We start from the raw sequence: 24,622 nt of genomic DNA, 5'->3' as shown, positions 1-24,622 counted from the left end.
GGACTCCCCGGCGGCCGTCGGCGTTTCCGCAGGAAACCCGCGCTGACCGGCGGTGAGGTCCGTCACGATCGAATGTCGCGCGGATACCGATCCGGTCGGGGCGGGGAATGCGCTCGAACCCCGTTTCGTTCTATCGCGTACTCGCTTCACAACGCCCCCGGCAAGGGCCGTTCACACGTATTCGATTGCGGCATCGCGAAGTTCGAGTTCCGGCGGCGGCAACCACCCGGTCACCGAGGGCCGGTTCGCCGGCGGCCCGTGTTCCCGGCGATCCGCGCTTCTCAGGAACTTCTCAGCCGTGCACCGTAAAAACCGCAGCTCAGGTGCGGTTTACACCGGCTCCGGCGGGGAACTTTCCTGAAGTCGGGCCCGTTGTACGGAGCGAGACACCACCGACAGGAGGCAAGTCATGACAAGCCCCGCCACCACTGACGTGCGCACCAGCGAACAAGACCTCGACGCCGCAAGCCCCGCCGCCGACCTGGTACGTGTGTACCTGAACGGGATCGGCAAGACGGCGCTGCTCACGGCGGCCGACGAGGTCGAGCTGGCCAAGCGCATCGAGGCGGGCCTCTACGCTCAGCACCTGCTGGAGACGAGCAAGCGTCTGTCCGCCGCGAAGAAGAAGGATCTGGCGATCCTGGTTCGCGAGGGTCAGGCCGCCCGCCAGCACCTGCTGGAAGCCAACCTCCGCCTCGTGGTCTCGCTGGCCAAGCGCTACACCGGTCGTGGCATGCCGCTGCTGGACCTCATCCAGGAAGGCAACCTGGGTCTGATCCGCGCGATGGAGAAGTTCGACTACACCAAGGGCTTCAAGTTCTCGACCTACGCGACCTGGTGGATCCGGCAGGCCATCACCCGCGGCATGGCGGATCAGTCCCGCACCATCCGCCTCCCCGTGCACCTGGTCGAACAGGTGAACAAGCTGGCCCGCATCAAGCGTGAGCTGCACCAGCAGCTGGGCCGCGAGGCGACCGACGCGGAACTCTCGCGCGAATCCGGCATTCCCGTCGACAAGATCGCCGATCTGCTCGACCACAGCCGCGACCCGGTATCGCTGGACATGCCGGTCGGCAATGACGAAGAGGCCCCGCTGGGCGACTTCATCGAGGACTCCGAGGCCACCTCCGCCGAGAGCGCGGTCATCGCCGGTCTGCTGCACCGCGACGTGCGGGTCGTGCTCGCCACCCTGGACGAGCGCGAACAGCAGGTCATCCGGCTGCGCTACGGCCTCGACGACGGCCAGCCGCGCACCCTCGACCAGATCGGCAAGCTCTTCGGGCTCTCCCGCGAGCGGGTCCGCCAGATCGAGCGTGAGGTCATGTCCAAGCTCCGCAAGGGCGAGCGCGCCGACCGCCTGCGCGCCTACGCCAGCTAGTCCCGCGGGTCCGACCGCGTGGAGCCGGTCCCCCTGCCCGGCTCCACACCGGTCATCGGGCCATCTCGAGGCGCCGGCCCGATGTCGCCGGCCGATTCGCTCCCCTGTACGTCCCCCTCCGGGCGAGCCGAGTCGGCCGGCGTTTCCGTGTCCGGACCCCGTCGACACGCGGGGCGAGTGGGATTGCGGGGCACCGGCTCTCGGGGATGGGAATCTGTCGCCCGTGACCGATTCGCTGACGATGATTGCCATCGACACCCTGTCGCAGCAGGTGAACACCTATGCGAGCCGGGTCGCCGGTGAGCCGCTCCCGCCGGTGAGCTGGATGTGGGACTGCCGCGCGCGGCTGGACCCCACCGGCGCGGAGGCCGAGTTCTTCGGCACCGTCCACCCGGATCTGCCCGCCGCCGAATCGAATATCCAGCTGGTGACCTGGGCGCGGGCACTCGCCCTCACCGACTCCACCGAGATGCGCGACGCCGCCGCGGGGCGCCGCGTCTTCACCGGCAGCCTCGGCAACTCCCGCATCCGGCTGGCCGCGTTCATCGAAATGCCGTGGCCGGCAAGCGAAACCCAGCCGTTGATCGCCCTGCGATGATCTAGCGCCGGGTCAGCGCCTGGCACGGCGTCGGGGCCGGGATGTCACCGCGGAAGTAGGTGGTCGGCGTGACACCCATGAGCGAGCGGAAATCGGCGCTCAGGTGGGACTGGTCGTAGTAGCCCGAGGAGTGGGCCAGATCCGACCACGGGGTATTGCCGCCCGCCGCGATCACCTGACGCAGCCGGGTGATGCGCGCGTAATGCTTGGGAGACACACCGATTCCGGCGGTGAACAGGTTGCGAAGCTGGCGTTCGGAGACCGCCAGACCGGTCGCGATCTCGCCGACCGGCGCGGCGGTGTCCATGGCGGTCACCGCCGAATTCAGGAGTCGGCGGTGGTCGCGGCGCACCGGATCCTCGGTGACCCGGTGCGGGAGTTCGGCTTCCAGGAAGGCCGTCACCTCGTCCGGGTCGAGCTCCAGCAGCACGTCGGCCAGCTCGGCCGCCGGGCCGGGCAGCGCCGACAGCAGGGTGACCCGATCGGTCAACTCGGCCGCTCGGACGCCGAGCAGCGGCTGGGCGGCGCCGGGGGCCAGCCGGATGCGGGTGCAGCCCGCGGGCCGCTCCGGGTGGGCGTAGGTGGCGCGGGTGCGCGGGCCCAGCACCCAGGCGTCGCGGCGGCCGGATGCCTCACGGCGCAACACGATCGAGGTGGCGGCCAGCGGCAGGTGGCTGAAGGCGACCGGTCCGGGATCGGTGGTCGGGATGTGGGCGATCTCGGCGATCCAGGGGCGCAGACCGGCGGGCGGCGCGGTGCGGCGCTCGAGGTCCTCGGCGGACACGACGGAGGCCAGGGTTTGCGCGGTGGTCACCGAATCCACTCTAGGCAGCCTCGGCCGATCCGGTTGTGCCGGTTTTTCCTATCTCGCGGGCCGGGCCCAGCGGCAGGGTGATGGACATGATCGTTATCACCGGTGCCACGGGCACCATCGGCAGTGAAGTCGTCCGGTTGTTGGCCGAGCGGGACGTGAAAGTCCGTGCGGTGACCCGGAATCCGGAGCAGGCGCGGGTTCCGGGCGGAGTCGAGGTGGTGCGCGGCGACTACGCCGACACCGAGTCCATGGCCGCGGCCTTCTCCGGCGCGGAGGCGGCGTTCCTGGTCGGGCTGCTCGGCCCGGACTACGTGGAACTGGATCGGGCGCTGGTCGCGGCGGCGCGCACGGCCGGGGTGGGCCGCCTGGTGAAGCTGTCCGCGATCGGCACCGGAGATCCGGAGCTGGGGCGGGTCGGCACCTGGCACATGCCCGGCGAGCAGGCGGTGCGCGAGAGCGGGGTGGACTGGACCATCCTGCGGCCCAGCAGTTTCGCCTCCAACACCCGTAGCTGGGTCGCCCCGATCCAGGCCGGTCAGCCGGTCCCGAACATGACCGGCGCCGGCGCGCAGGGCGTGGTCGATCCGCGCGATGTCGCGGCGGTGGCGGCCGAAGCCCTGCTGTCCGACGACCATGCGGGACGGATCCACACCCTCACCGGTCCCGCGGCGCTGACCACCCATGATCAGGCCGCCGTGCTGGCGGCGGCGCTCGCCCGTTCCATCGACGTCACCGACATCCCCCTGGATGTGGCCCGCGGGTTCATGCTCGAGTCGGGCATGTCCGAGGAGTACGCGGACGGTGCGCTGGCCGGTCAGGCGTTCGTCCGCGACGGCGGGAATGCGATCGTCACCGGCGATGTCGAGCAGGTTCTCGGCCGCGCGCCCCGCACCTACGCCGACTGGGTGCGCGACCACCGCACCGAGTTCGGGGCCTGAGCCGGGGTCAGGCGGATGCCAGGACCGAGCCGAGCCGGTCGTGCATGCCCTGCCAGCCGCCGCCCATGATGCTGCGGGCGCGCTGCATGACCGCGTCCTCGGGGTCGAAGCCGCTGTGGCTGAACAGGACTCGAGTGCCGTGCCCCTCGGGACGCAGGGTCCAGCTGATGACCCAGCCCGTCTCCCGCTCGGCCGCGGCGTCGTTCCAGGTGAGGGTGAGCAGTTCCGGCTCGACGACCTCGAGCACCCGGCCGCGGATCTCGCCGGAGAAGTTCTGGCCGGGCATGGGCCGGGTGGTCATCTCGAAGACCGTGCCCACCACCGGCTCGAACCCGACGGGCCGCATCATCCACTGCCCCATGAGTTCCGGGGTGGTGAGCGCCCGCCACACCTTGGCGGGCGGGTGCGGATAGAACTGGTCGAGTTCGATCCTGGTGGTGTCGTCGGTCATCGTGGGTCCTTCTCCTCGGGCTGGTCGGGTTCGTCGGGCATGGCGTCGAGCACCGCGCCCAGGTCACGCAGCCGGGCCCGCCAGAACCGTTCGAACGGATCGAGCCAGGACTGCACGTCCTGCAAGGGGTCCGGTTCCACGCGGTAGAACCGTTGCCGCCCACGCTTGTCCTCGGCCACCAGGCCCGCGTCCCGCAGCACCTTCAGGTGCTCGGACACGCTGGGCCGGGCCATGTCGAAGCGCTCGGCGATCACCTGCACCGACTGCTCACCCTCGAGCAGCAGCTCGAGGATGTCGCGCCGGGTCGGATTGGCCAGCGCGCCGAACACACGATCGGCGTCTCCGGACTTCAAGCGGTAGGGCACACGACCACGATAGGTAGGAAATTACCTACGCGTCAAACTCCGCACACAACCCCGAGAACGGCAACGATCACAACCCGAAGCTCCCGGCACCGACGCTTCCGGCGCCGTCACAGCCGTAGGTACCGGGATCCGGGGTGGGCGTGCCGGGCGGTGCGGCGGCGACCGTGACGGTCTGCGACGCGGACTGCGGCCCCTGGGTCACGGTGATCGTGTGGGAGCCCGCGGTGGTCGGGATCCAGGTGGTGTAGAAGCCGGTCATGAAACCCTGGAACCCCGAGAAGAAGCAGGTTCCATTGTCCCGCAAGGTCACCCGCTCCCACGGGAGATGAAGGAGCGTGGGTGAGACCTTCAGGTCGATCCACACCTTGGTTCCCACGACATAACCACCCGCCGGGGCGGTGAGGGTGACGGCGACTTCCGATGCCGACGCGGTCGACGTCGCCAGCCCGCCCAGGGCGCCGGTCGCCATCAAAACCACTGCGCCCCTGCCGATTCCGCGGGCTATCGCATTGCCTGCGCTCATGCGCTACTCCTGTTCGTGAACCCCGTATACGAGGTTCACGAACAGTAGCGTTCGCAGAGTGTGGAATTCAGACATTCCACTCATCCGGGCTGCCCCAGGTTTCCGGGGCAGGGCCGCCGGATCGGTTAGCCGGAGTTGCGCAGGGCGGTGGCGAGACCGTTCATGGTGAGCAGGATGCCGCGCTCGACGAGTTCGGAGGTGTCCCCCGCACGGCGACGACGGAGTAGCTCGACCTGGAGTTGGTTGAGCGGTTCCAGGTACGGGAAGCGGTTGTGGATGGACTCGGCCAGGGCTGGGTTGTCGGCGAGCAGTTCGTCGGCGCCGGTGATGGCGGCGTGCATGCGCGCGGTGCGGGTGAACTCGTCGCAGATCATGCGGAAGACGGTGTCGCGCAAGGCCGCATCGGGCACCAGGTCCGCGTAGCGGGCGGCGATGTCCATGTCCGCCTTGGCCATCACCTGGGCCAGGTTGGACATGACGGTGTTGAAGAACGGCCAGCGGCGGTACAGGTCCGACAGGGTGGCCAGGCGCGCGGGGTCGTCGCCGATCCACTGCTCGAACGCGGTCCCGGTGCCGTACCAGCCGGGCAGCATGACCCGCGACTGGCTCCAAGCCATGACCCACGGGATGGCGCGCAGGTCGTAGACGGAGTCGGTGGGTTTGCGCGAGGCGGGGCGGCTGCCCAGGTTCAGATCCGCGACCTCGGCCACCGGGGTGGAGGCCCGGAAGTACTCGACGAAGCCCGGGGTCTCGTGCACCAGTTTCGAATACGCGATGCGCGCGGATTCGGCCAGCTCGTCGAGGATTTCGTAGGCGGGCTCGGCCTCCGCGCCCAGCCCCTCCACATCCAGCAGGGTGGATTCCAGGGTCCCCGCGACCAGCGCCTCCAGATTGCGGTACGCGGTACCGGAATCGGCGTACTTGGTGGAGATGACCTCGCCCTGCTCGGTCAGCCGCAGCGCGCCGCGCACCGCCCCGGCCGGCTGGGCCAGGATGGCGTCGTAGCTACGGCCGCCGCCGCGGCCGACGGTGCCGCCGCGACCGTGGAAGAGCCGCAACCGGATTCCGGTCTTGCGGGCCACGTCCACCAGGTTCTGCTCGGCGCGGTACAGCGCCCAGTTGGCGGCCAGGTATCCGCCGTCCTTGTTGGAGTCGGAGTACCCGAGCATGACCTCCTGCTGCATGCCGCGCGCGGCCACCAGGCGGTGATAGGCGGGCACTTCCAGTGCGGCCGAGAGGATGTCGGCGCCGTGGCGCAGGTCGTCGATCGTCTCGAACAGCGGCACCACCCCGACCGGGCTGGACGGCGCGGTGTCCGCGTCGCCCGGATCGAGAATGCCCGCCTCCTTCAGCAGCAGCGCGGCCTCGAGCATGTCACTGACCGAGGTGCACATGCTGATGATGTAGTTGGGCACGGTGTCCGGGCCGAGATCGTCGAGCGCGGTCCTGGCGGCGCGCACCACCGCGAGCTCCTTGGCGGCCAGGTCGCTCAGCCGCGCGGCGGGCCCGACCAGCGGTCGGCGCGTGGTCAATTCGGCCGACAGCAACACCACCCGCTGGTCCTCGTCGAGCGAGGCGTAGTCGGGATGCACTCCGGCCCAGGCGAACAGCTCCGCCACCACCTGCTCGTGGGTCTCGGAGTTCTGGCGCATGTCCAGGCCCTGGAGGTGAAACCCGAAGGTCTCCACGGCCGATCGCACCGAGGCCAGCTGGTCGTCGGCCAGCAGTCCGTCCCCGGACGCCCGCATGGACGCGTCGACCACGCCCAGATCGGTCAGCAACTCCCCCGGCCCGTCATAGGGCAGCGCCCCGGCGTCGATGCCGTCCGCGGGGAGCTCGCCCAGCGCCCGGATCGCGGTGGCGCTGAGCCGGGCCCGGATCGCGCGCACGGCCCGGCGATACGGCTCGTCGGCCCGCTGCGGCGACTCGTCGAAGCCGGCGTCGGCCAGCGCCGCCAGTTCCGGTGTGACCGGCACCAGCCGCGCCGACTGCGACAGCGTCTTCTCCAGCTCGACCAGCGCGCTCAGGTACCGCTCGAACGCGACCGTGCCCGCGCGGTGGGTGGCGCGGTGCACCACGTCGGCGGTCACATTGGGATTGCCGTCGCGGTCGCCGCCGATCCACGAGCCGGGCCGCAGGATCGGCCGCGCCAGCAGGTCGTGCCCCGGCCAGCGGGACCGCAGCGCGGCCCGCACCTGGTCATTGATGCGGGGGATGACGTCGAACAGCGTGAGGTCGTAGTACCGCAGCCCCACGTCGATCTCGTCCTGGATCCGCAAGCGCGCCAATCGGATCAGCGCCGCCCGCCACAGTTGCAGCACCTGGCGGCGGATGTCGACCTCGAGTTCGGCGAATTCCGGCTCGTACCTGTTGTAGCGCTGCCGCTGCCGCATCAGGTCGGTGATCTTGCCCTGCACGTCGAAGATGGTGCGCCGCCGGGTCTCGGTCGGATGCGCGGTGATGACCGGCGACACCAGCGCGTCCGACAGCAGGTCGGCGACCACCGCCCCGTCGGGCCCGTAGGCGTCGAGCTTCTGGTAGGTGGCGGCCAGGCTGGAGTCCTGCGGCGGCTCCCCGGCCGCGACGTGCGCCGCGCGCCGGCGATCGCGCTGCAGGTCCTCGGCCAGATTGGCCAGCAGCAGGAAGTGACTGAAGGCGCGGATCACCGGGATGGCGGTGCGGATGTCGACATCGCGCAGCATGTCCGCGACCGCGCTGCGCTCCACCTCCGAGCGGCGGATCCGGAACGCCTCCACCCGGACCCGTTCGATCAGGTCGAAGATCTCCGGGCCCTCGTGGTCGCGAATGGTGTCCCCGAGAATGCCGCCGAGGAACCGGATGTCGTCGCGCAACGGCGCGGTCGCCGTCTCGATCTGATTCGCCTGCACTGCGTTCACCTCTCCGAGTTCGGCTACTGCTCAACCCATCCGGCGCGGCCCGATGTCGAATCGGTTGGGTTCCGGCCCGATTCGCACCCGCGCGTACAGCACCGCCGCGCCGTCCGGCGAGGCCAGCACCGGTTCGCACTGCAACTCTCGCACCTCCGGCAGGTCGTCGCAGAGCGCCGAGATCCGTTGCGCCAGTTCGGCCAGCGCGCCCTTGTCGACCGGCTTGCCGAGATCGCGCCCGCCGACGGTGCCCGACAACAGCGGGGCCGCCCGGGGCGCGTCGATCAGCTCGGCCGACTCCGCCTCGGTCAGCGGCAGCGCCCGGTACACCCGGTCGCCGAGCAGGTCGATGATGGTGCCCGATAGGCCGAAACTGATGACCGAACCGAACGACGGGTCGTCCTGCACCCGGAAGGTGCAGCCCACACCCTTGGTGGCCATGCGCTGAATGTGCACCGGGTTGCCGGAGATCTCCGCCAGATCGGTGAACGCCCGCCGTACGGCGTCGGGCCGCCACAGGTCCAGGCGCACACCGGTGAGATCGGGCCGGTTGCGCCAGATCTCGCCGGTGGCCTTGGCCGCCACCGGGAATCCCAGTTCGTCGGCGGCCGCCACCGCGGCGTCGGCGTCGCGGACCTCCCGGAACTCGACCACGTCGATCCCGTAGCAGCCCAGCAGTTCCGCGGCCTGCAGATCGGTGAGCCACGCGGTGGCGTCCCCGGACATCCACCGCGCCACCAGTTCCCGCGCCCGCGCGGTGTCGGCGCCGACGGGCCGGGCGATCGGCGACAGCGGCCGGGTGCGCCACTCGGCGTAGCGCCGCGCCCGCCCCAGCGCGCGGGCGGCCCGCTCCGGATCGCCGTAGGAGGGAATGGAACCGCGTTCGAGGATGCCGCCCAGCCCGCGGGTGGCCAATAGGTTCGGCATGCCCTGATCGGCGACGAAGGTGGTGAGCACCGGGGTCGCCGGATCCGATTGCGCGCCCGCGCGAATCGCCTCGGCGAAGGAGGCCACGGCGGCGGGCACCGGCGGCGAGTAGATGACGATCACCGCGTCCACCGCCGGATCGCTGGTCGCGGCGGCCACCGCGGTCAGGTAGTCCGCCGGACCGGCCTGCGGCCCGAGGTCGGTGGGCTCGTCCACGGTCAGGCCCTCACCGCGCGCCGCGTCGACGGCCAGCCAGCTCAGCGCGGCGCTGTTGCCGATCACCGCCAGCCGCGGCCCGGCGGGCAGCGGCTGATAGGCCAGCAGCATGGCGCAGTCGAACAGCTCGGTGATGGAATCGACCTGGATGATCCCGGCCTGCGCGAACAGGTTGCGCACCAGCGAGCGATCCAGATCCTGATCCCCGTCCACCCGCGCCGCGTTGCGGCCGCTGTTCACGGCCACGATGGGTTTGGTGTGCGCCACCCGGCGCGCGATGCGGGAGAACTTGCGCGGATTGCCGAAGGTCTCCAGATACAGCAGCACCACATCGGTGTCCGGGTCGCTGTCCCAGTACTGCAGCAGGTCGTTACCGGAGACGTCGGCGCGGTTGCCGGCGGAGACGAAGGTCGACAGCCCCAGCTGCCGGGCCGCGGCCTCGCCCAGGATGGCCGCGCCCAGTGGGCCCGACTGGCAGAAGAATCCGATCCGCCCACGCCCGGGCAACACCGGTGCGAGGGTGGCGTTCAAGGCGATCGCCGGATCGGTGTTGGCGATGCCGAGCGCGCTCGGACCCACCACCCGCATGCCGTGCGTCCGCGCGGCGTCGACCAGATCGCGTTCGGCCTGATAGCCGTGCGGACCGGTCTCGGAGAATCCGGCGGTCAGCACCACCAGGCCCTTGACGCCCTTGGCCATGCAGTCGTCGAGCACCGACCCGATCTCCGTGGCGGGCACCGCGATCACGGCCAGATCGACCTCGTCGGGGATGTCACGCACGGTCGGATACGCGCGCACGCCGCGCACCGCGGTGCGGTTCCGGTTCACCGGGAACACCGGCCCCTGGTAGGCCCCCGAGAGCAGGTTGGCCAGCACCGCGCCACCGACCCGGCTGGTCGACGGGGTGGCCCCGATCACCGCGATGGACTTCGGCGACAACAGGTTCCCGACGCTGCGCGCCTCCGAGGCCCGCTCGCGCGAATCCCGCACCGACAGCAGCGCTTCGGTGGGGTCGATGGCGAACTCCAGGTGCAGCACCGACCCGTCGCGGCTGCGCTGCACCTGATAACCGGCGTCGCGGAACACTTGCACCATGGCGTTGTTCTCGGCGAGCACCTCGGCCACGAAGGTCGCGATGTCGTTCTCCGCGGCCGCGCCCGCCAGGTGTTCGAGCAGGATCGAGCCCAGCCCGCGGCCCTGGTGCTCGTCGGCGACCACGAACGCCACCTCGGCCGCGCGCGGTCCCGGCCGGTCGGCCAGGTACTCGTAGCGGCCCACCGCGATGATCTCGTCGCCGAGTTCGGTCACCAGCCCGACGCGGTCGCGGTAGTCCACGTGCGTGGTCCGGTACAGGTCCTTGGGCGTCATCCGCGGGTACGGCCCGAAGTAGCGCAGGTAGCGGGTGCGGTCGGAGAGCGCGGTGTGGAAGCGCTCCAGCGCCTCGGCGTCGTCGGGGGTGATGGGCCGCAGCCCGACCACACCGCCGTCGGAGGCCAGCACGTCGGCGAACCAATGCTCCGGCGGCGGAGGCGGATTCACCGGGGTGCCGGGGGTGTCCGGCGGCAGCGGCGGGGCCGGTGCCGGGGGCGCGCTGCCGTTGCCGGACACGGCGGCCGGGTCGGCGGAGTGGGACGGGTCAGTCACGGGGATCCTCCGGATCCAGGCCGAGCAGGCCGAAACTCGCCCGGCGCGTTGCCAATACGGATGTGTCGAGGGCCCGGCGGGCGCGGTCCACGCGCTCGTCGCCGGTGTCGCGGCCGCCGCCGGGGCCGTCCCAGCGCGCGAACGAGGTGTCGGCCCCGTCGCCCATGGTCTCGGGCACCGCCACCATGGGCGCGTATCGGCCGACCAGCTCACGCCATTCGGGCGGGGTGGCGGTCGTGGGGTCGATGGTGCGATCCAAGGCGGTGGCCAGCAGGTGGGTCCAGGCCCGCGGCACCACCCGGATCAGGCCGTAGCCGCCGCCGCCCACCGCCAGCCAGCGCCCCTCGGCGTACCGGTCGGCGAGCTCGCGCATGGCCAGGAAGGCCGCGCGCTGACCGTCGATGCTGAGTTCCAGATCGGCCAGGGGATCCTCGCGGTGGGTGTCGACACCGCACTGGCTGATCACGATCTGCGGCCGGAACGCCGCCAGCGCGCCCGGCACCACCGCGTGGAACCCGCGCAGCCACAGCGAATCCCGGGTGCCGGGCATGATCGGCAGATTGATGGCGGTGCCCTCGGCCGCGCCCATGCCGGTCTCCTCCGGCCAGCCGGTATTGGGCCACAGGGTCGCCGGGTGCTGGTGGATGGACACCGTCAGCACCCGCGGGTCCCCGTAGAACACCCGCTGCACCCCGTCACCGTGGTGCACGTCCACATCGAGATAGGCGATGCGGTCGAAACCGTTGTCGAGCAACCACGAAATCGCCACCGCTACATCGTTGTACACACAGAACCCCGCTGCCGAGGCCGGCATGGCGTGATGCATACCACCACCGATGCTCACCGCCCGGCGGGTGTGCCCGGCCGCGATCGCCTGCGCGGCGGCCAGCGTGCCGCCCACGATCACCGACGCCGCCTCGTGCATGTGCGGGAATACCGGGTTGTCGGCGGAGCCGAGCCCGTAGGGCGGGGCGGTGGGGACCGAGCCCAGCGGCTGCCGCGCGTGCTTCACGGCCTCGATGTAGTCATGGGTGTGGACGCGCAGCAGCTCCGATTCACCCGCGGCGTCCGGTGTGAGTTGCTCCACGCCGTCGAGCAGGCCCAGTCCCTCGGCGAGCGCCATGGTGAACTGCAGGCGCACCGGTCGCATGGGGTGCTCGGGGGTCCAGGTGTAGTCGAGGAATCGATCGGTCCATACGACCGTTCCATCCACTGCGAGGTTCGGTTCACCACCAGCTCGGCCAGGCATACCTGCCACGCTAATGCGTCGCGCCGGTTCGTAGGCTTGGCACACCGCGGTGCCCGCCGAGCTGTCGGACCGGGATGGCAGGCTGCCACCGAGCAAACCTGCTGGGAACACGCTGCCCGTCCTGGCTGTTGACCGTGCGTCCGCGAAATAAGCTGTCGCCCGGTGCAGCCGCCGTGCATGGGTAGAATTCGTGCCGACGAAGGGGTTTAACAGGTGAAGGATCTGGTCGACACCACGGAGATGTACCTCCGTACCATCTACGACCTCGAGGAGGAGGGCGTCACGCCGCTGCGTGCGCGCATCGCCGAACGCCTCGAGCAGAGCGGCCCGACGGTGAGCCAGACGGTCGCGCGGATGGAGCGCGACGGTCTGCTGAACGTCGCCGGTGATCGCCACCTCGAACTGACCGAGAAGGGCCGCGCCATGGCGGTCGCCGTGATGCGCAAACACCGGCTGGCCGAGCGGCTGCTGGTCGACATCATCGGACTCGAGTGGGAGAACGTGCACGCCGAGGCCTGCCGCTGGGAGCATGTGATGAGCGAGGAGGTCGAGCGCCGCCTGGTCGAGGTGCTCAACCACCCCACCACCTCCCCCTACGGCAATCCGATTCCGGGCCTGGACGAACTGGGCATCGATCCCGCCGCCGGGTCCGAGGAGAAGCTGGTCCGGCTCAGCGACCTGCCCGCCGGGCAGGCCCAGGCCGTCGTGGTGCGCCGGCTGTCCGAGCACATCCAGACCGACCCGGAGACAATCAACCAGCTCCGCCAGGCCGGTGTGGTGCCCGACGCCCGCGTCACCGTGGAGAACAAGCCGGGCGCCGTGGTCATCTCGGTGCCCGGGCACGAGGGATTCGAACTGTCCGACGAGATGGCGCATGCCGTCCAGGTGAAGTTGGTCTGATCCGTGAAGCTTCTGGTAACTGGCGGCGCCGGCTACGTGGGTGGCGTGTGCGCGCAGGTTCTGCTCGAGGACGGCCACGAGGTCGTGGTCGTCGATGATCTGTCCACCGGCAACGCCGACGGCGTCCCGGCCGGGGCCAAGTTCGTCGAGGGCGATATCGCCACCGTCGGCACCGAACTGATCGCGTCCGAATCCTTCGACGGAGTGCTGCATTTCGCGGCCCAGTCGCTGGTCGGCGAATCGGTGGTGGCGCCGGAGAAGTACTGGCACGGCAATGTGGTCAAGACTCTGGCCCTGCTCGAGGCCATGCGGGCGGCGGGCACGCCGAAGCTGGTGTTCTCCTCCACCGCAGCGGTGTACGGCGAACCGGAGCAGGTGCCGATCGTCGAGGACGCCCCGAAGGCGCCGACGAACCCCTACGGCGCGTCGAAGCTGTCCATCGATTACGCGATCACCTCGTACGCGGCCGCGCACGGCTTGGCCGCGACCAGCCTGCGCTACTTCAACGTGGCCGGCGCCTACGCCGGGCTCGGCGAGAACCGTGTGGTGGAAACCCATCTCATCCCCCTCGTCTTGCAGACCGCGCTGGGTCATCGTGAGTCGATCTCGGTGTTCGGCACCGACTACCCGACGCCGGACGGCACCGCAGTGCGCGACTACATCCACATCCGCGATCTGGCGCAGGCGCATCTGAAGGCGCTCGAGCAGTCGCAGCCGGGTGCGCATCGCATCTTCAATCTGGGCAGCGGCACCGGTTTCTCGGTGCGCGAGGTCATCTCGGCCTGCGCGCGGGTGACCGGGCTGCCGATCAACGCGGTCGACGCCCCGCGCCGCGCGGGTGACCCGGCCGTGCTGATCGCCTCCAGCGCCAAGGCCATCGCCGAACTCGGCTGGACGCCCGAGCACACCGATCTCGACGAGATCGTCTCCGACGCCTGGGAATTCCTGCGCTCCCTCGGCGACCGCGCGCACAGCGCCCGCTGAGCCCTTCCGGACCGGCCCGGGGTCCGCGATGTGATCACCGCGGCTCCGGCCCGAGGCGCACGCCCAGATCGGCGGCGGTCTCGCGGCCGGAGTCCGCGAGCCGCAGCAACCGCTCCGGCGGCATGCCGGTCTGCAGGCCCAGTTCCAGCAGGGTCGCCATGCGGTGCTGCGGATCCGCGGTCAGCGCGGCGTCCAGCGCCACACCGGCCAAAGGACCGTCACCCCGCGTGTACGCGCAATAGCCCAGCAGCGCTGCGGCTTCGGCGCGATCCGGATCGGGCAGCGCCCGGGTCAGCTGGGTCCACAACGCTTCCGCGCCGTCGGCGTGCGGGCCCGGGGCCAGCCCGAACATGATGTCGCGCAGCGCCGGATCCCGGAGCGCGACGGCCAGATCCGCCAGCTCGACCGGGGTGAGCCGGACCCCGGCCTCGACCCGTTCGAGATGGCCCAGCACCCGGCACAATTCGAGCCGCAGTCGCACCCGCGGATCACCGGGCTGCGCCGGCCGGGCCGTGGCGGCGGCCGCGATCTCCAAGGCGGCGGCCGTCGCGTCCCGCGCCACGGGGTCGACCGCGAGCAGGTCGGTCAGCTCCCGGCGGGACCCGCGCAGCGGGCGGCCGTCGAGGACGTGGCGCAGGGTCACCATCGAGGTCGCCGGATCGCGCTGGAGCCCGCGCGACCACGGTCCCGACAGGGTCCACCAGGGCAGTTCCGGCCCGATGGCCTGGACCGCCCAGGCACCGGCCAGCGGCACCGCGTCCGCGTCGAGCCGATGTTCGAGGGCGGCAACGAGATCACCGTGCTTGCGCGCCCGCACCCCCGCGTGCCGCCCGGTGGGTTCGGTCGCGCGGTCGTCGATCACGAGGGCCAGCGCCGCGACGGCCCGGTGCCGCACACAGATTCCCGCGACCCGCTCGACCAGCAGTCCGGTCGCGCATCGGCCCCGATTGTCGAGATCCATGCGGGTCACCACCTCGACCGCCGCGGCCTCCGGCGACTCCGGGTCCGCCCGCAGCACGGTCACCACCAGTGACCGCGCGGGCGTGAAGCCGAGCATCGCGGGGACCGCGGCGATCAGGTCACCGGGTTCGCGCAGCCGCGGCCCGCACTCCCCCGGATCCTCGAACGGCGGGTCGGCCGCGGTGTCCGGGCGATCGGACAGCACGGGTGCCGGGCGCGGCGCGGACTCGGCGGGCGGAGCCGGTTCGACGGGCACAGTGGGCTCGACGGGCAGGGTGGGCTCGACGGGCAGGGTGGGCTCGATGGACGGCTTGGGCTCGATGGGTGCGTTCATGCCGTCGAGCGTGCGCCCGGCCACCACCCGGCCCCGATCGGCGACCTCGGGTTTTGCTGGGGCTGTGGATGATTCATCGCACCGATCGCGCGTCGTGGAGTACTCGGCGTGGTCAGGGAGCCGCAACGCGGACTGTGTCGGTGCCCATTGTTATCGTGCGCCCGCTCGCACGGCGGCCGTGTCCGGGCGCCCCGCGCCGAGCCCTCGGGACGCGAACCTGAAATGCAATCATTTCATTTTCCCCGCCCGGCCGCGTTTGCGCTGCTAGTGTCCGCCTGGCACTGCCCCGCGGCAGCACCGGAAGGAGACCGTGCGCAACGAAAGACGCCTAGGCGGGCCGGGACTCGGCCAAGACCGCCAGGTAGTGCGGATTGGACATGATCCCCAGGACATTGCCGAACGGGTCCACCACCGAGGCCGTCACGAAACCGGTACCCTCGCCGCGCTCGATGATCGGCTCGTACACGGTCGCTCCCATGCCGAGCAGCCGCTCGAAGGTGGCGGCGACATCGTCGACGTGCCAGTTCACGATCTGACCGCCCGGGACATCCGGGTGCGAGGGCGCGAACTTGCCCGCGATGATGCCCAGTTCGGCCTGGTAGTCACCGATGCGGAACTCGTAGTACCCGCCCGGCACGGCGAAATACGGCTGCACGCCGAGCAGTTCGCTGTACCAGTCCTTGGCCGCCTCGAGATCGTCGGCGAAGTAGTTGACGGTGGCCATTCCACGCAGCATGGCGGTTCTCCTCGGTCGGTTCAGCTGGTTACCACACCATCATCGCGCGCAAAGTGCTCACCGAATGAGCACTTTTCCGGGCAGAATTCCGGCTATGCGCGCGGATCGATTGGTGGCGACCCTGCTGTTCATGCAGACCCGGGGCCGGGTGACCGCGGCCGAGGTGGCGGCCGAACTCGAGGTGTCGGTGGCTACCGCCCGCCGGGACCTGGAAGCCCTGTCCACGGCCGGCGTCCCGGTCTACCCGCAGCCCGGACGCGGCGGCGGCTGGGCGCTGGTCGGCGGCGCGCGCACGGACCTGAGCGGTCTCACCGGCCCCGAGGCCCAGGCGTTGTTCCTGTTGCTGGGCCCGGTGGCCACGGCGAGCCCGGCCACCAAGTCCGCGCTGCGGAAGCTGTTGCGCGCCTTGCCGCCCACCTTCCGCGACACCGCGGAGGCGGCGGCGGGCGCGACCGTGGTGGACCCGGCCCGCTGGGGCGAATCCGACGACCGGCCCCCGGCCCTGGTGGACGAGCTGCAGCGGGCGGTGGTGCGCCGCAGCCGGATCCGGCTGCGCTACGACCGCGCGGGGCAGCGGACCGAGCGGCTGGTCGATCCGTGGGGCCTGGTCGACAAGGACGGCATCTGGTACCTGGTCGCCGGAACCGAGCGCGGGCAGCGGACCTTCCGCGTGGACCGGATCGCGAGCGCCGAGCCGACCGGCGAGATCGCCTCCCGGCCGGAGGATTTCGACCTCTCGACGGCCTGGTCGGAGGTGGTCGAGGAGGTCGAACGGCAGCGCTCCTCGCTCGCGGCGACGGTGCTGATCACCGCCGAGCTGGCGCCGGTGCTGCGCAAACAGCAAGGGCGGCACTGCGTTCTGGACGGCCCCACCGGCGACGGGCGGGTCCGAGCCACGGTCACCGCGCCGACGGCGCTCATGATCGCCCAGCAGCTGGCGGGCTGGGGCGCGGCCGTGGAGGTGGTGGAGCCGGAATCGGTGCGCGCGGAGCTCGCGCGCCTGGGCGCGGAGCTGCTCGCCCGCTACCGTACCGGCGAGTAACCGCTTCCCTGTTATGCGATAACCGAATGATGTTGCAGCAGTGACGATTTCGTGAACTTTCACAGTCCGCCACTGTTACAGTCCGCCCGGCGCGACCCCTTCAACGCGCCGAAAGGATTTTCCGTGAGTAAAGAGCTCTACCCAGATCTACGACGGCCCGCCGCCGGTGCGACGGCGGCCGTCGCGCTCGCCGTGGTGGCCGGTTCCATGCTGGCCGCCCCGGCCGGCGCCTCCATCGAGAACGTCCAGGTCGCGGGTCTCACCAGCGACAAGCCGTGCAGTGTCGCCGACGGTTGCGTCATCCAGGCCTCGCTCGGCGGTGCCGACCAGCTGACCCCGGTCGATTTCGTGGTGAACGGCGCGGTCATCGGCACCCTCACCCCCGTCTCGTACGGCGCCGGCGCGGCCGCGAACCTGGCTTGGCACCCGACCAATGACGGCACCTACACCGTGGGCGTCCGCCAGGGGCTGAGCAGCTCCCAGACCGTCTACATCGTCGGCAAGGGCGGAACCTGCCCGCCGATCTCCTCGCTGATCCCGGGCTCGTCGGGTGGTTCGGCGGGCACCGGTTCGGGCGGCAGCGGTTCGGCGGGCAGCGGCTCGGCCACCGGCTCCGGCGACAGCGGCTCGGGCACCGGCTCGGGCGGCAGCGGTTCCAACTCGGGTTCGAACCAGCCGCTTCCCGCCTGCTGATGGGGTCCGGGAGCCGAGCAGGCAGGGTCGGCTCCCTTTCCCGCGGCTTCCCGGTCCCCGGGGACGCTCAGCCCTTGCGCACCTTGCGGACGGCCGCGGTGAACAGGGTGTCGAGCGCCTCGGTATCGGAGGTGGACCCGGAAGTCATGTACGTCACAGCGACCCGCACCTCGCCGACCTGACCGATCAGCGTCTGCATGCTGCGGGTGAGGCCGTCGCGGTTCTCCGGACCGCCCGGCCGATTCTCGGGTCCGACGGTGCGCCGCAGAGCGAGCGAGTCGTCGGCGATGACCGGTGGCGGCGGATCGAGCTGCGTAGTCACCACCGAGGTCACCCCGGTGTGCCCGACCTTCACGGTCCCGCACTGCCGCAACTGATCCCGCAGGGTCGACAGCGGCTTGCCCGGCCGGGTCAGCACCACCGTGAGCGTCGCCTGACCGTGGTCGTCGGTCCCGACCGACACGGCCGGACCGGTCTTCGGCGCGACCGGCGCGCACGTGCTCGGATCCACCTGCGCCCCCGGCAGATACCCCTCGAGGTCGTAGGCGGCCTGGGCCGCGGTCTCCGGCGACAGCACGACCGCGGTGTAGCGCGCCGGGAACTTCGACGGATCGGGCAGCATCGCGGTGAGCGTCTGGTCGGCGGTGGCGACCGGCGCCGGATTGCGCACGGCGGTCGGATGCCCGGTGACCGTGGTCCCGCACGCCGCCAGCACCGTGCCCAGCGTGACGATCCCCACCGTCCGCGCGGTCCTGCGGGTGCTGCGTACGGGGGGTGCGGAGGGCTGGGTCACTCGGCCCACTATGCCGAAAATCGGCTGTTCACACCGAATGCCACGCCGCGCGCCGGGACAGCGGGAATGCGGGTCCGGGTTCGGCGTGTTGCACAGCGGGTGCGGGTGCTGCGCGCCTGTCATGGGCATGAGGGACAATGGGGTTGGTCGCGAAAGTGGGCCACGCAGGAAGGAGTACGCGATGGACTACGAGTCGCGAATGTACGAGCTGGAATTCCCGGCTCCGCAGCTGTCCTCTCCCGACGGCTCGGGCCCGGTCCTGGTGCACGGCCTCGAGGGTTTCACCGACGCCGGACACGCGGTACGCCTGGCCACCTCGCATCTCAAGGACAGCCTCGAGCACGAACTGGTCGCCTCGTTCGACATGGACGAGTTGCTCGACTACCGCTCGCGGCGTCCGCTCATGACCTTCAAGACCGATCATTTCTCCGACTACACCGAGCCGGAACTGAGCCTGTGGGCCCTCAAGGACACCGCGGGCACGCCGTTCCTACTGCTGGCCGGGCTGGAACCGGATCTGCGCTGGGAGCGGTTCGTGACCGCGGTGCGCCTGCTGGCCGAACAGCTGGGCGTGCGCCGGACCATCGGGCTGAGCGCGATCCCCATGGCCATCCCGCACACCCGCCCGCTCGGCGTCACCGCGCACGCCTCGGACTCCGACCTGGTCGGCGAGCATCAGCGCTGGCCCGGTGAACTGCAGGTGCCCGGCAGCGCGTCCTCGCTGCTGGAGTTCCGGATGGCCCAGCACGGACACGAGTCGGTCGGCTTCTCGGTGCACGTGCCGCACTACCTGACCCAGACCGCCTACCCGGAAGCCGCGCAGACGCTGCTGGAGAACGTGGCCGAGAACGCGGGCCTGGAACTGCCGCTGGCCGCGCTCACCGACGCCGCCGCGCGGGTGCGCGAACAGGTCAACGAGCAGATCGCGGGCAATTCCGAGGTGGAGACCGTGGTCGCCGCGCTCGAGCGGCAGTACGACAGCTTCGTCACCGCCCAGGAACGCCAGTCCAGCCTGCTGGCCAGCGAGAACGATCTGCCCACCGGCGACGAGCTGGGCGCGGAGTTCGAGCGCTTCCTGGCCGAGCAGGCCGGGTTCGCCGACGGCGACGGACCGGAGAACCCGCCGCTGCGGTAGTGGTCGTTGCGGGATCACCCGGCGCCGACCGGTAACGTCTGTCGGCGTGCAGCTGTCCGAATTGGTTCCCGACCGTGCCGTCTCCGACGTGGACCCGGACTGGTTGTACGAGACCTTCGCCGACTGGGCGAGCTCGGAGGGCCTGAACCTGTACTCGGCGCAGGAAGAGGCGCTGCTGGAACTGGTGACCGGGTCCAATGTCATCCTCAACACCCCGACCGGGTCGGGTAAGTCGCTGGTCGCGATCGGCGCGCACTTCGCCGCGCTCAACAAGGGCGAGCGCAGCTACTACACCGCGCCGATCAAGGCGCTGGTGAGCGAGAAGTTCTTCGCGCTGTGCGAGGTGTTCGGCGCCGACCGGGTCGGCATGGTGACCGGTGACGCGGCGGTGAACCCGGACGCGCCCATCATCTGCGCGACCGCGGAGATCCTGGCCAATCTGGCGCTGCGCGAGGGCGCGGCGGCCGATGTCGGCCAGGTCATCATGGACGAGTTCCACTACTACGCCGATCCCGATCGCGGCTGGGCGTGGCAGGTGCCGCTGATCGAGCTGCCCAAGGCGCAGTTCCTGCTCATGTCGGCCACCCTGGGCGAGGTCGACTTCTTCGCCGAGGACCTGACCCGGCGCACCGGCCGCGAGACCGCCATCGTGTCCGGTTCGGAACGGCCGGTGCCGCTGAGCTTCTCGTACGTGCGCACCCCCATCACCGAGACGCTCGAGGATCTGGTGACCACCAGCCTCGCGCCGGTGTACGTCGTGCACTTCACCCAGGCCGCGGCCATGGAGCGGGCGCAGGCGCTGATGAGCGTGAACATGTCCTCCAAGGCGGAGAAGGACGCCATCGCCACGGCCATCGGCGAATTCCGTTTCGCCACCGGCTTCGGCAAGACGCTGTCGCGGTTCATCCGCCACGGCGTGGGCGTGCACCACGCGGGCATGCTGCCCAAGTACCGCCGCCTGGTCGAGAAGCTGGCGCAGGACGGGCTGCTGAAGGTGGTGTGCGGCACCGACACCCTCGGCGTCGGCATCAATGTCCCGATCCGCACGGTCATGCTGACCGGGCTCACCAAGTACGACGGCGTGCGCACGCGGCGGCTCAATGCCCGCGAGTTCCACCAGATCGCGGGCCGCGCCGGGCGCGCGGGCTACGACACCATGGGCACCGTGGTGGTGCAAGCCCCCGAGCACGAGGTGGAGAACGCGCGCCTGATCGCCAAGGCCGGCGACGACCCCAAGAAGCTCAAGAAGGTCCAGAAGAAGAAGCCGCCCGAGGGTTTCGTGTCCTGGTCGGAGGAGACCTTCGACCGGCTGGTGGCGGCCTCGCCCGAACCCATGGTCTCGCGGTTCAATGTGACCAACTCGATGCTGCTGAATGTGATTGCGCGCAAGGGCAATTGCTTCTACGCCATGCGGCACCTGCTGGAGGAGAACCACGAACCGCGCGCGGCGCAGCGCAGGCACATCCTCAAGGCGATCCGGCTGTACCGGGCGCTGCGCGACGCGGGTGTGGTGCAGCAGCTCGACGAACCCGACGCCGACGGCCGGCACGCCCGGCTGATGGTGGATCTGCAGCGCGACTTCGCGCTCGATCAGCCGCTCTCGCCGTTCGCGCTGGCGGCGCTGGAACTGCTGGACAAGGAGTCGCCGACCTACACCCTCGACGTGATCTCGCTCATCGAGTCCACCCTCGAGGATCCGCGCCAGCTGCTGATGGCCCAGCAGCACAAGGCGCGCGGGGAGGCGGTCGCGGAGATGAAGGCCGACGGGATCGAATACGAGGAGCGCATGGAGCTCCTCGAAGAGGTCACCTGGCCCAAGCCGCTGGCCGCCGAACTCATCGAGCCCGCGTTCGAGACCTACAAGGCCGGGCATCCCTGGGTGTCGGAGTTCGAGCCCTCCCCCAAGGCCGTGGTGCGTGAGATGGTCGAGCGGTCCATGACCTTCGCCGAACTGGTGTCGGGCTACGAGCTGGCCCGCTCCGAGGGCGTGGTGCTGCGGTATCTGGCCGACGCCTACCGGGCGCTGCGGCGGACCGTGCCCGAGCAGGCCCGCACCGAGGAACTCGACGACATCACCGAATGGCTGGGCGAGTTGATCCGGCAGGTCGACTCCAGCCTGCTCGACGAATGGGAACAGCTCACCAATCCCGGCGCCGAGGGCGACGAGCAGCAGGTGGCCTTCGGGGCGGAGACGGTGCGCCCGATCTCGGCCAATGAGCGCGCCTTCCGGGTCCTGGTGCGCAATGCCATGTTCCGCCGAGTCGACCTGGCGGCGCTGCAACGCTGGGCAGCGCTCGAGGAGCTGGGCGACGACCTGGACTGGGAGGCCGAATTGGGCCCCTATTTCGACGAGTACGCCACCATCGGCACCGGGCCGAACGCCCGGGGCCCGAAACTGTTCCAGGTGGAACAGCGGCCCGGCTTCTGGCATGTGCGCCAGGTGCTCGACGACCCCGCCGGCGATCACGGATGGTCGCTGGACGCCGTCGTGGATCTCGCGGAATCGGACGCAGCGGGCGAAGTGGTCTTCGACGAGGTGTCGATCAGCGCGGGGTGAGTGCAACCCCCGTCACACCGGTTCGTTTTTCGAGGCCGAACGCTGCTATTCTCGCGCACTGTTGCCGTTTTCCGGCCGGCCCACCGAACCACGGAGAGTTCCCTTAGATTGACCGATCGAAACCTGCCCGAGTCGCCCTGTCTGGTCGTCGACCTGAACCGGGTGCGCGCGAACTACCGCGCACTGCATGCCGCCCTACCCGCGGCGCGAATTCGCTTCGCCGTCAAGGCGAGTCCGCTACCGGAGATCATCCGGCTGCTGAATGACGAGGGCGCCGAGTTCGACGTCGCCAGCGTCGGCGAGATCGAACTCTGCCTCGCGCAGGGCGTCGATCCAGCCGTCATGTGCTACGGCAACCCGATCAAGAAGGCCTCGCAGATCGCCACCGCCTACGCGGCGGGTGTGCGGCGCTACGCTTTCGACACCGAGGACGACCTGGAACGCATCGCCGAGCATGCGCCGGGCTCGGAGGTCGAGTGCCGGTTCCTGTCGTCGGCGCCGCAGTCGCAGACGCCGTTCGGCACCAAGTTCGGCTGCGCGCCGGGCGAGGCCGCGCGGCTGCTGGTGCGGGCGCACGACCTCGGGCTGAAGGTGGTCGGTCCCTACTTCCACGTCGGCTCTCAGCAGCTGGACCCGAAGGCGTGGGGCATCGGCATCGAGCAGGCCGGAGCCATCGCGGAAGCGCTGGCCGTCAAGGACATTCCGGTCACCGCCGTGAATATCGGTGGGGGACTGCCGATTTCGTATGTCGATCCGGCTCCGGGGGTCTCGGAGCTGGGTGCGGCGATCGCCGATGCGGCGGCCCGCTATCTCCCGGAACACACCGCCCTGGTGGTGGAGCCCGGTCGCGCCCTCGTGGGCAACACCGGTGTGATCCACGCCGAAGTGGTGAATGTTCGCCGAGCGCCGGACGGGCGGCGCTGGATATACCTCGACATCGGCCGCTACAACGGCATGGCCGAAACCGAGAACGAGTACATCGCCTACCGATTCGAAACCGATCGGGACTCGGATCCGAAGGACGAGGCGGTAGTCGCCGGTCCTACGTGTGATGGCGACGATGTACTCTATCAACGCACGCGTGTCCTCCTTCCGACCACGTTGCGAGCCGGTGATCCCGTTCGGATCCTCGAGACCGGCGCCTATACGGCGAGCTATTCGTCGGTGTCCTTCAACGGTTTTCCGCCACTGACAGTCCATGTCACTGGCGCTGAGCGAGAGTGAGTTTTAGCCATGATCACGGCAGAATTCACCGGCTGGCACGTGCTGGCCGAGTTCGGTGGTGTCGACGCTGGCCTCTGCGACGACCTCGAACGACTCGAAACCGCGCTTCGAAAATCGTTGGTCGCCGCGGGGGTGACCATCTGCGATGTCGTGCGCAAGAAGTTCGAGCCGCAGGGTGTCACCATCCTGGCCCTGCTCGCCGAGTCGCACGCCTCGATCCACACCTACCCTGAGTCCGGCGACATCTTCGTCGACGTATTCACTTGCGGCAGCATCGGTTCCGGTGCCACCAAGGCCGTCGAACTGCTGCAGCAGGAGCTGTCCCCGGGGTCGGTCAACATCGAGGTCATCCAGCGCGGCCACACCGCCCGCCGGATCCACGAGCCGGTCGGCGAGGGTCTGACCCGGGTGTGGAACACGACGGAAACCATCGTCGACACCAACACCCCGTACCAGCACATGGTCATCGCCAAGACCGAGCAGGGCATCTCCCTGTTCTCCGACGACGACCGCCAGTCCACCGAGTTCTCGCAGCTCACCTACCACGAGGCCATGCTGGTCCCGGGGTACGCGCTGGCCGCGAAGCTGGACAAGGTGCTGATCATCGGTTCCGGTGAGGGTGTCGCCTCGCAGATGTCGGTGGCCGCGGGCGCCTCGCTCGTCGACCACGTCGACATCGACCAGCAGGAAGTGGAGCTGTGCGCGAAGCACCTCCCCTACGGCTACTCCGAGGCCGACCTGGCCGAGGCGGTCGCGCAGACCGGCCCGATCAAGATGCACTACGCCGACGGCTGGGACTTCCTGGCCAAGGCTGAGGCCGCGGGCGTGCGCTACGACATGATCTGCATCGACCTGCCGGACGAGCGGGTCGAGGACGCGCAGCACAACCGCCTCTACGAGGACGACTTCCTCAACCGCTGTAAGGCGCTGCTGGCCGCGGGCGGCGTGCTCGCCGCGCAGGCCGGCTGTCAGACCATGTGGCGCAACGAGACCCTGAAGCGTTCGTGGACCCGGTTCCACAACCTGTTCGAGACCGTCGTTCCGTACGTCAGCGACGAGCACGAATGGACGTTCATCTTCGGCACCCCGGCCGCCGTCGCGGATCCGGTCGCGAAGATGACCGAGACGCTGTCGACCCTGCCCTACAAGGCCGAGACCATCGACGAGCGGGCCCTGGTCCGCGGCGCGATCGAGCCGCACGCGCTGCGTGCGAGCGTGACCGTCTAGTCGATCAGCTCCGAGACGAAGCGCCCCGCACAGCCTGGCTGTGCGG

21 protein-coding genes are annotated in these 24,622 nt (G+C 70.1%); 11 read left to right on the top strand and 10 right to left on the bottom strand.

Annotated features, from left to right (window positions below; all coding sequences use genetic code 11):
- The first annotated feature begins 409 nt into the window (after nt 1–409).
- Together ACFV4K_RS23185 and ACFV4K_RS23180 are read left to right on the top strand one after the other, a co-directional pair.
- Complete coding sequence (locus ACFV4K_RS23185; protein WP_357093448.1) at nt 410–1,378, top strand: sigma-70 family RNA polymerase sigma factor; 969 nt, start codon at nt 410–412, stop codon at nt 1,376–1,378.
- A gap of 223 nt (nt 1,379–1,601) precedes the next feature.
- Nucleotides 1,602–1,976 (top strand): hypothetical protein, encoded by a 375-nt coding sequence (locus ACFV4K_RS23180; protein WP_379277613.1) that lies wholly within the window; start codon nt 1,602–1,604, stop codon nt 1,974–1,976.
- Nucleotide 1,977: 1 nt separating this feature from the next.
- Here the strand turns inward: ACFV4K_RS23180 and ACFV4K_RS23175 are convergent, their stop codons facing one another.
- Entirely contained in the window at nt 1,978–2,790 is an 813-nt protein-coding gene (locus ACFV4K_RS23175) for a helix-turn-helix domain-containing protein (protein WP_379277611.1), read from the bottom strand.
- Nucleotides 2,791–2,876: 86 nt separating this feature from the next.
- Between ACFV4K_RS23175 and ACFV4K_RS23170 the strand changes: the two genes are divergently transcribed.
- Nucleotides 2,877–3,728 (top strand): NAD(P)H-binding protein, encoded by an 852-nt coding sequence (locus ACFV4K_RS23170; protein WP_379277610.1) that lies wholly within the window; start codon nt 2,877–2,879, stop codon nt 3,726–3,728.
- Between the two features lie 7 nt (nt 3,729–3,735).
- On the opposite strand, the gene ACFV4K_RS23165 is transcribed toward ACFV4K_RS23170, so the two are convergent.
- The 6 genes from ACFV4K_RS23165 to ACFV4K_RS23140 all read right to left on the bottom strand — a co-directional run bounded on the left by ACFV4K_RS23165 (nt 3,736) and on the right by ACFV4K_RS23140 (nt 11,991).
- Nucleotides 3,736–4,179 carry an SRPBCC domain-containing protein gene (locus ACFV4K_RS23165; protein ID WP_379277609.1) on the bottom strand — a complete coding sequence of 148 codons (444 nt, stop codon included), beginning with the start codon at nt 4,177–4,179 and terminating at the stop codon, nt 3,736–3,738.
- Nucleotides 4,176–4,544 (bottom strand): ArsR/SmtB family transcription factor, encoded by a 369-nt coding sequence (locus tag ACFV4K_RS23160; RefSeq protein WP_379277607.1) that lies wholly within the window; start codon nt 4,542–4,544, stop codon nt 4,176–4,178. Before ACFV4K_RS23160 ends, ACFV4K_RS23165 begins: the two co-directional genes overlap by 4 nt.
- A 67-nt stretch (nt 4,545–4,611) precedes the next feature.
- The gene (locus tag ACFV4K_RS23155; RefSeq protein WP_379277605.1) at nt 4,612–5,067 is read right to left on the bottom strand and encodes a hypothetical protein; all 456 of its coding nucleotides are present in this window, start codon (nt 5,065–5,067) and stop codon (nt 4,612–4,614) included.
- 125 nt (nt 5,068–5,192) lie between these two features.
- Nucleotides 5,193–7,955, bottom strand: a complete 2,763-nt coding sequence (gene ppc / locus ACFV4K_RS23150) for a phosphoenolpyruvate carboxylase (RefSeq protein ID WP_379277603.1) — start codon at nt 7,953–7,955, stop codon at nt 5,193–5,195.
- Between the two features lie 30 nt (nt 7,956–7,985).
- The gene (locus ACFV4K_RS23145; protein WP_379277618.1) at nt 7,986–10,706 is read right to left on the bottom strand and encodes a GNAT family N-acetyltransferase; all 2,721 of its coding nucleotides are present in this window, start codon (nt 10,704–10,706) and stop codon (nt 7,986–7,988) included.
- Between the two features lie 28 nt (nt 10,707–10,734).
- Nucleotides 10,735–11,991 carry an acetoin utilization protein AcuC gene (locus ACFV4K_RS23140; protein WP_379277601.1) on the bottom strand — a complete coding sequence of 419 codons (1,257 nt, stop codon included), beginning with the start codon at nt 11,989–11,991 and terminating at the stop codon, nt 10,735–10,737.
- A 213-nt stretch (nt 11,992–12,204) separates the two neighbouring features.
- Between ACFV4K_RS23140 and ACFV4K_RS23135 the strand changes: the two genes are divergently transcribed.
- Nucleotides 12,205–12,891, top strand: coding sequence for an iron dependent repressor, metal binding and dimerization domain protein (locus ACFV4K_RS23135; RefSeq protein WP_357093423.1), 687 nt, complete (start codon nt 12,205–12,207; stop codon nt 12,889–12,891).
- Nucleotides 12,892–12,894: 3 nt separating this feature from the next.
- Nucleotides 12,895–13,875: a UDP-glucose 4-epimerase GalE gene (gene galE / locus ACFV4K_RS23130; RefSeq protein ID WP_357093421.1), complete on the top strand. Its 981-nt coding sequence runs from the start codon at nt 12,895–12,897 to the stop codon at nt 13,873–13,875.
- 34 nt (nt 13,876–13,909) lie between these two features.
- Here the strand turns inward: galE and ACFV4K_RS23125 are convergent, their stop codons facing one another.
- Together ACFV4K_RS23125 and ACFV4K_RS23120 are read right to left on the bottom strand one after the other, a co-directional pair.
- The gene (locus ACFV4K_RS23125) at nt 13,910–15,169 is read right to left on the bottom strand and encodes a DUF4192 family protein (RefSeq protein WP_379277599.1); all 1,260 of its coding nucleotides are present in this window, start codon (nt 15,167–15,169) and stop codon (nt 13,910–13,912) included.
- A gap of 328 nt (nt 15,170–15,497) precedes the next feature.
- Nucleotides 15,498–15,905, bottom strand: a complete 408-nt coding sequence (locus ACFV4K_RS23120; protein WP_379277597.1) for a VOC family protein — start codon at nt 15,903–15,905, stop codon at nt 15,498–15,500.
- Nucleotides 15,906–15,999: 94 nt separating this feature from the next.
- Here ACFV4K_RS23120 and ACFV4K_RS23115 point away from each other — a divergent pair, with 94 nt between their 5' ends.
- Complete coding sequence (locus tag ACFV4K_RS23115; RefSeq protein WP_379277596.1) at nt 16,000–16,947, top strand: helix-turn-helix transcriptional regulator; 948 nt, start codon at nt 16,000–16,002, stop codon at nt 16,945–16,947.
- Nucleotides 16,948–17,070: 123 nt separating this feature from the next.
- Nucleotides 17,071–17,640, top strand: a complete 570-nt coding sequence (locus ACFV4K_RS23110) for a hypothetical protein (RefSeq protein ID WP_379277595.1) — start codon at nt 17,071–17,073, stop codon at nt 17,638–17,640.
- A 67-nt stretch (nt 17,641–17,707) separates the two neighbouring features.
- Here the strand turns inward: ACFV4K_RS23110 and ACFV4K_RS23105 are convergent, their stop codons facing one another.
- Nucleotides 17,708–18,433 carry a sensor domain-containing protein gene (locus ACFV4K_RS23105; protein WP_379277593.1) on the bottom strand — a complete coding sequence of 242 codons (726 nt, stop codon included), beginning with the start codon at nt 18,431–18,433 and terminating at the stop codon, nt 17,708–17,710.
- Between the two features lie 181 nt (nt 18,434–18,614).
- Between ACFV4K_RS23105 and ACFV4K_RS23100 the strand changes: the two genes are divergently transcribed.
- The 4 genes from ACFV4K_RS23100 (at nt 18,615) to speD (ending at nt 24,576) form a co-directional block, all read left to right on the top strand.
- On the top strand, nt 18,615–19,568 hold the full coding sequence (locus tag ACFV4K_RS23100; protein WP_379277592.1) for a proteasome assembly chaperone family protein: 954 nt from the start codon (nt 18,615–18,617) through the stop codon (nt 19,566–19,568).
- An 88-nt stretch (nt 19,569–19,656) separates the two neighbouring features.
- Nucleotides 19,657–22,125 (top strand): DEAD/DEAH box helicase, encoded by a 2,469-nt coding sequence (locus ACFV4K_RS23095; RefSeq protein ID WP_379277616.1) that lies wholly within the window; start codon nt 19,657–19,659, stop codon nt 22,123–22,125.
- A gap of 123 nt (nt 22,126–22,248) precedes the next feature.
- Nucleotides 22,249–23,349 carry a type III PLP-dependent enzyme gene (locus ACFV4K_RS23090; protein WP_357094069.1) on the top strand — a complete coding sequence of 367 codons (1,101 nt, stop codon included), beginning with the start codon at nt 22,249–22,251 and terminating at the stop codon, nt 23,347–23,349.
- Between the two features lie 12 nt (nt 23,350–23,361).
- Nucleotides 23,362–24,576 (top strand): adenosylmethionine decarboxylase, encoded by a 1,215-nt coding sequence (speD, locus tag ACFV4K_RS23085; RefSeq protein ID WP_379277614.1) that lies wholly within the window; start codon nt 23,362–23,364, stop codon nt 24,574–24,576.
- Nucleotides 24,577–24,622: the final 46 nt, after the last annotated feature.

The sequence above is a fragment of the Nocardia sp. NPDC059764 genome (assembly GCF_042732555.1).
Classification (GTDB): domain Bacteria; phylum Actinomycetota; class Actinomycetes; order Mycobacteriales; family Mycobacteriaceae; genus Nocardia.
The sequence above is the reverse complement of the archived record's forward strand: the minus strand, read 5'-3'. Positions and strand labels throughout refer to the sequence as shown.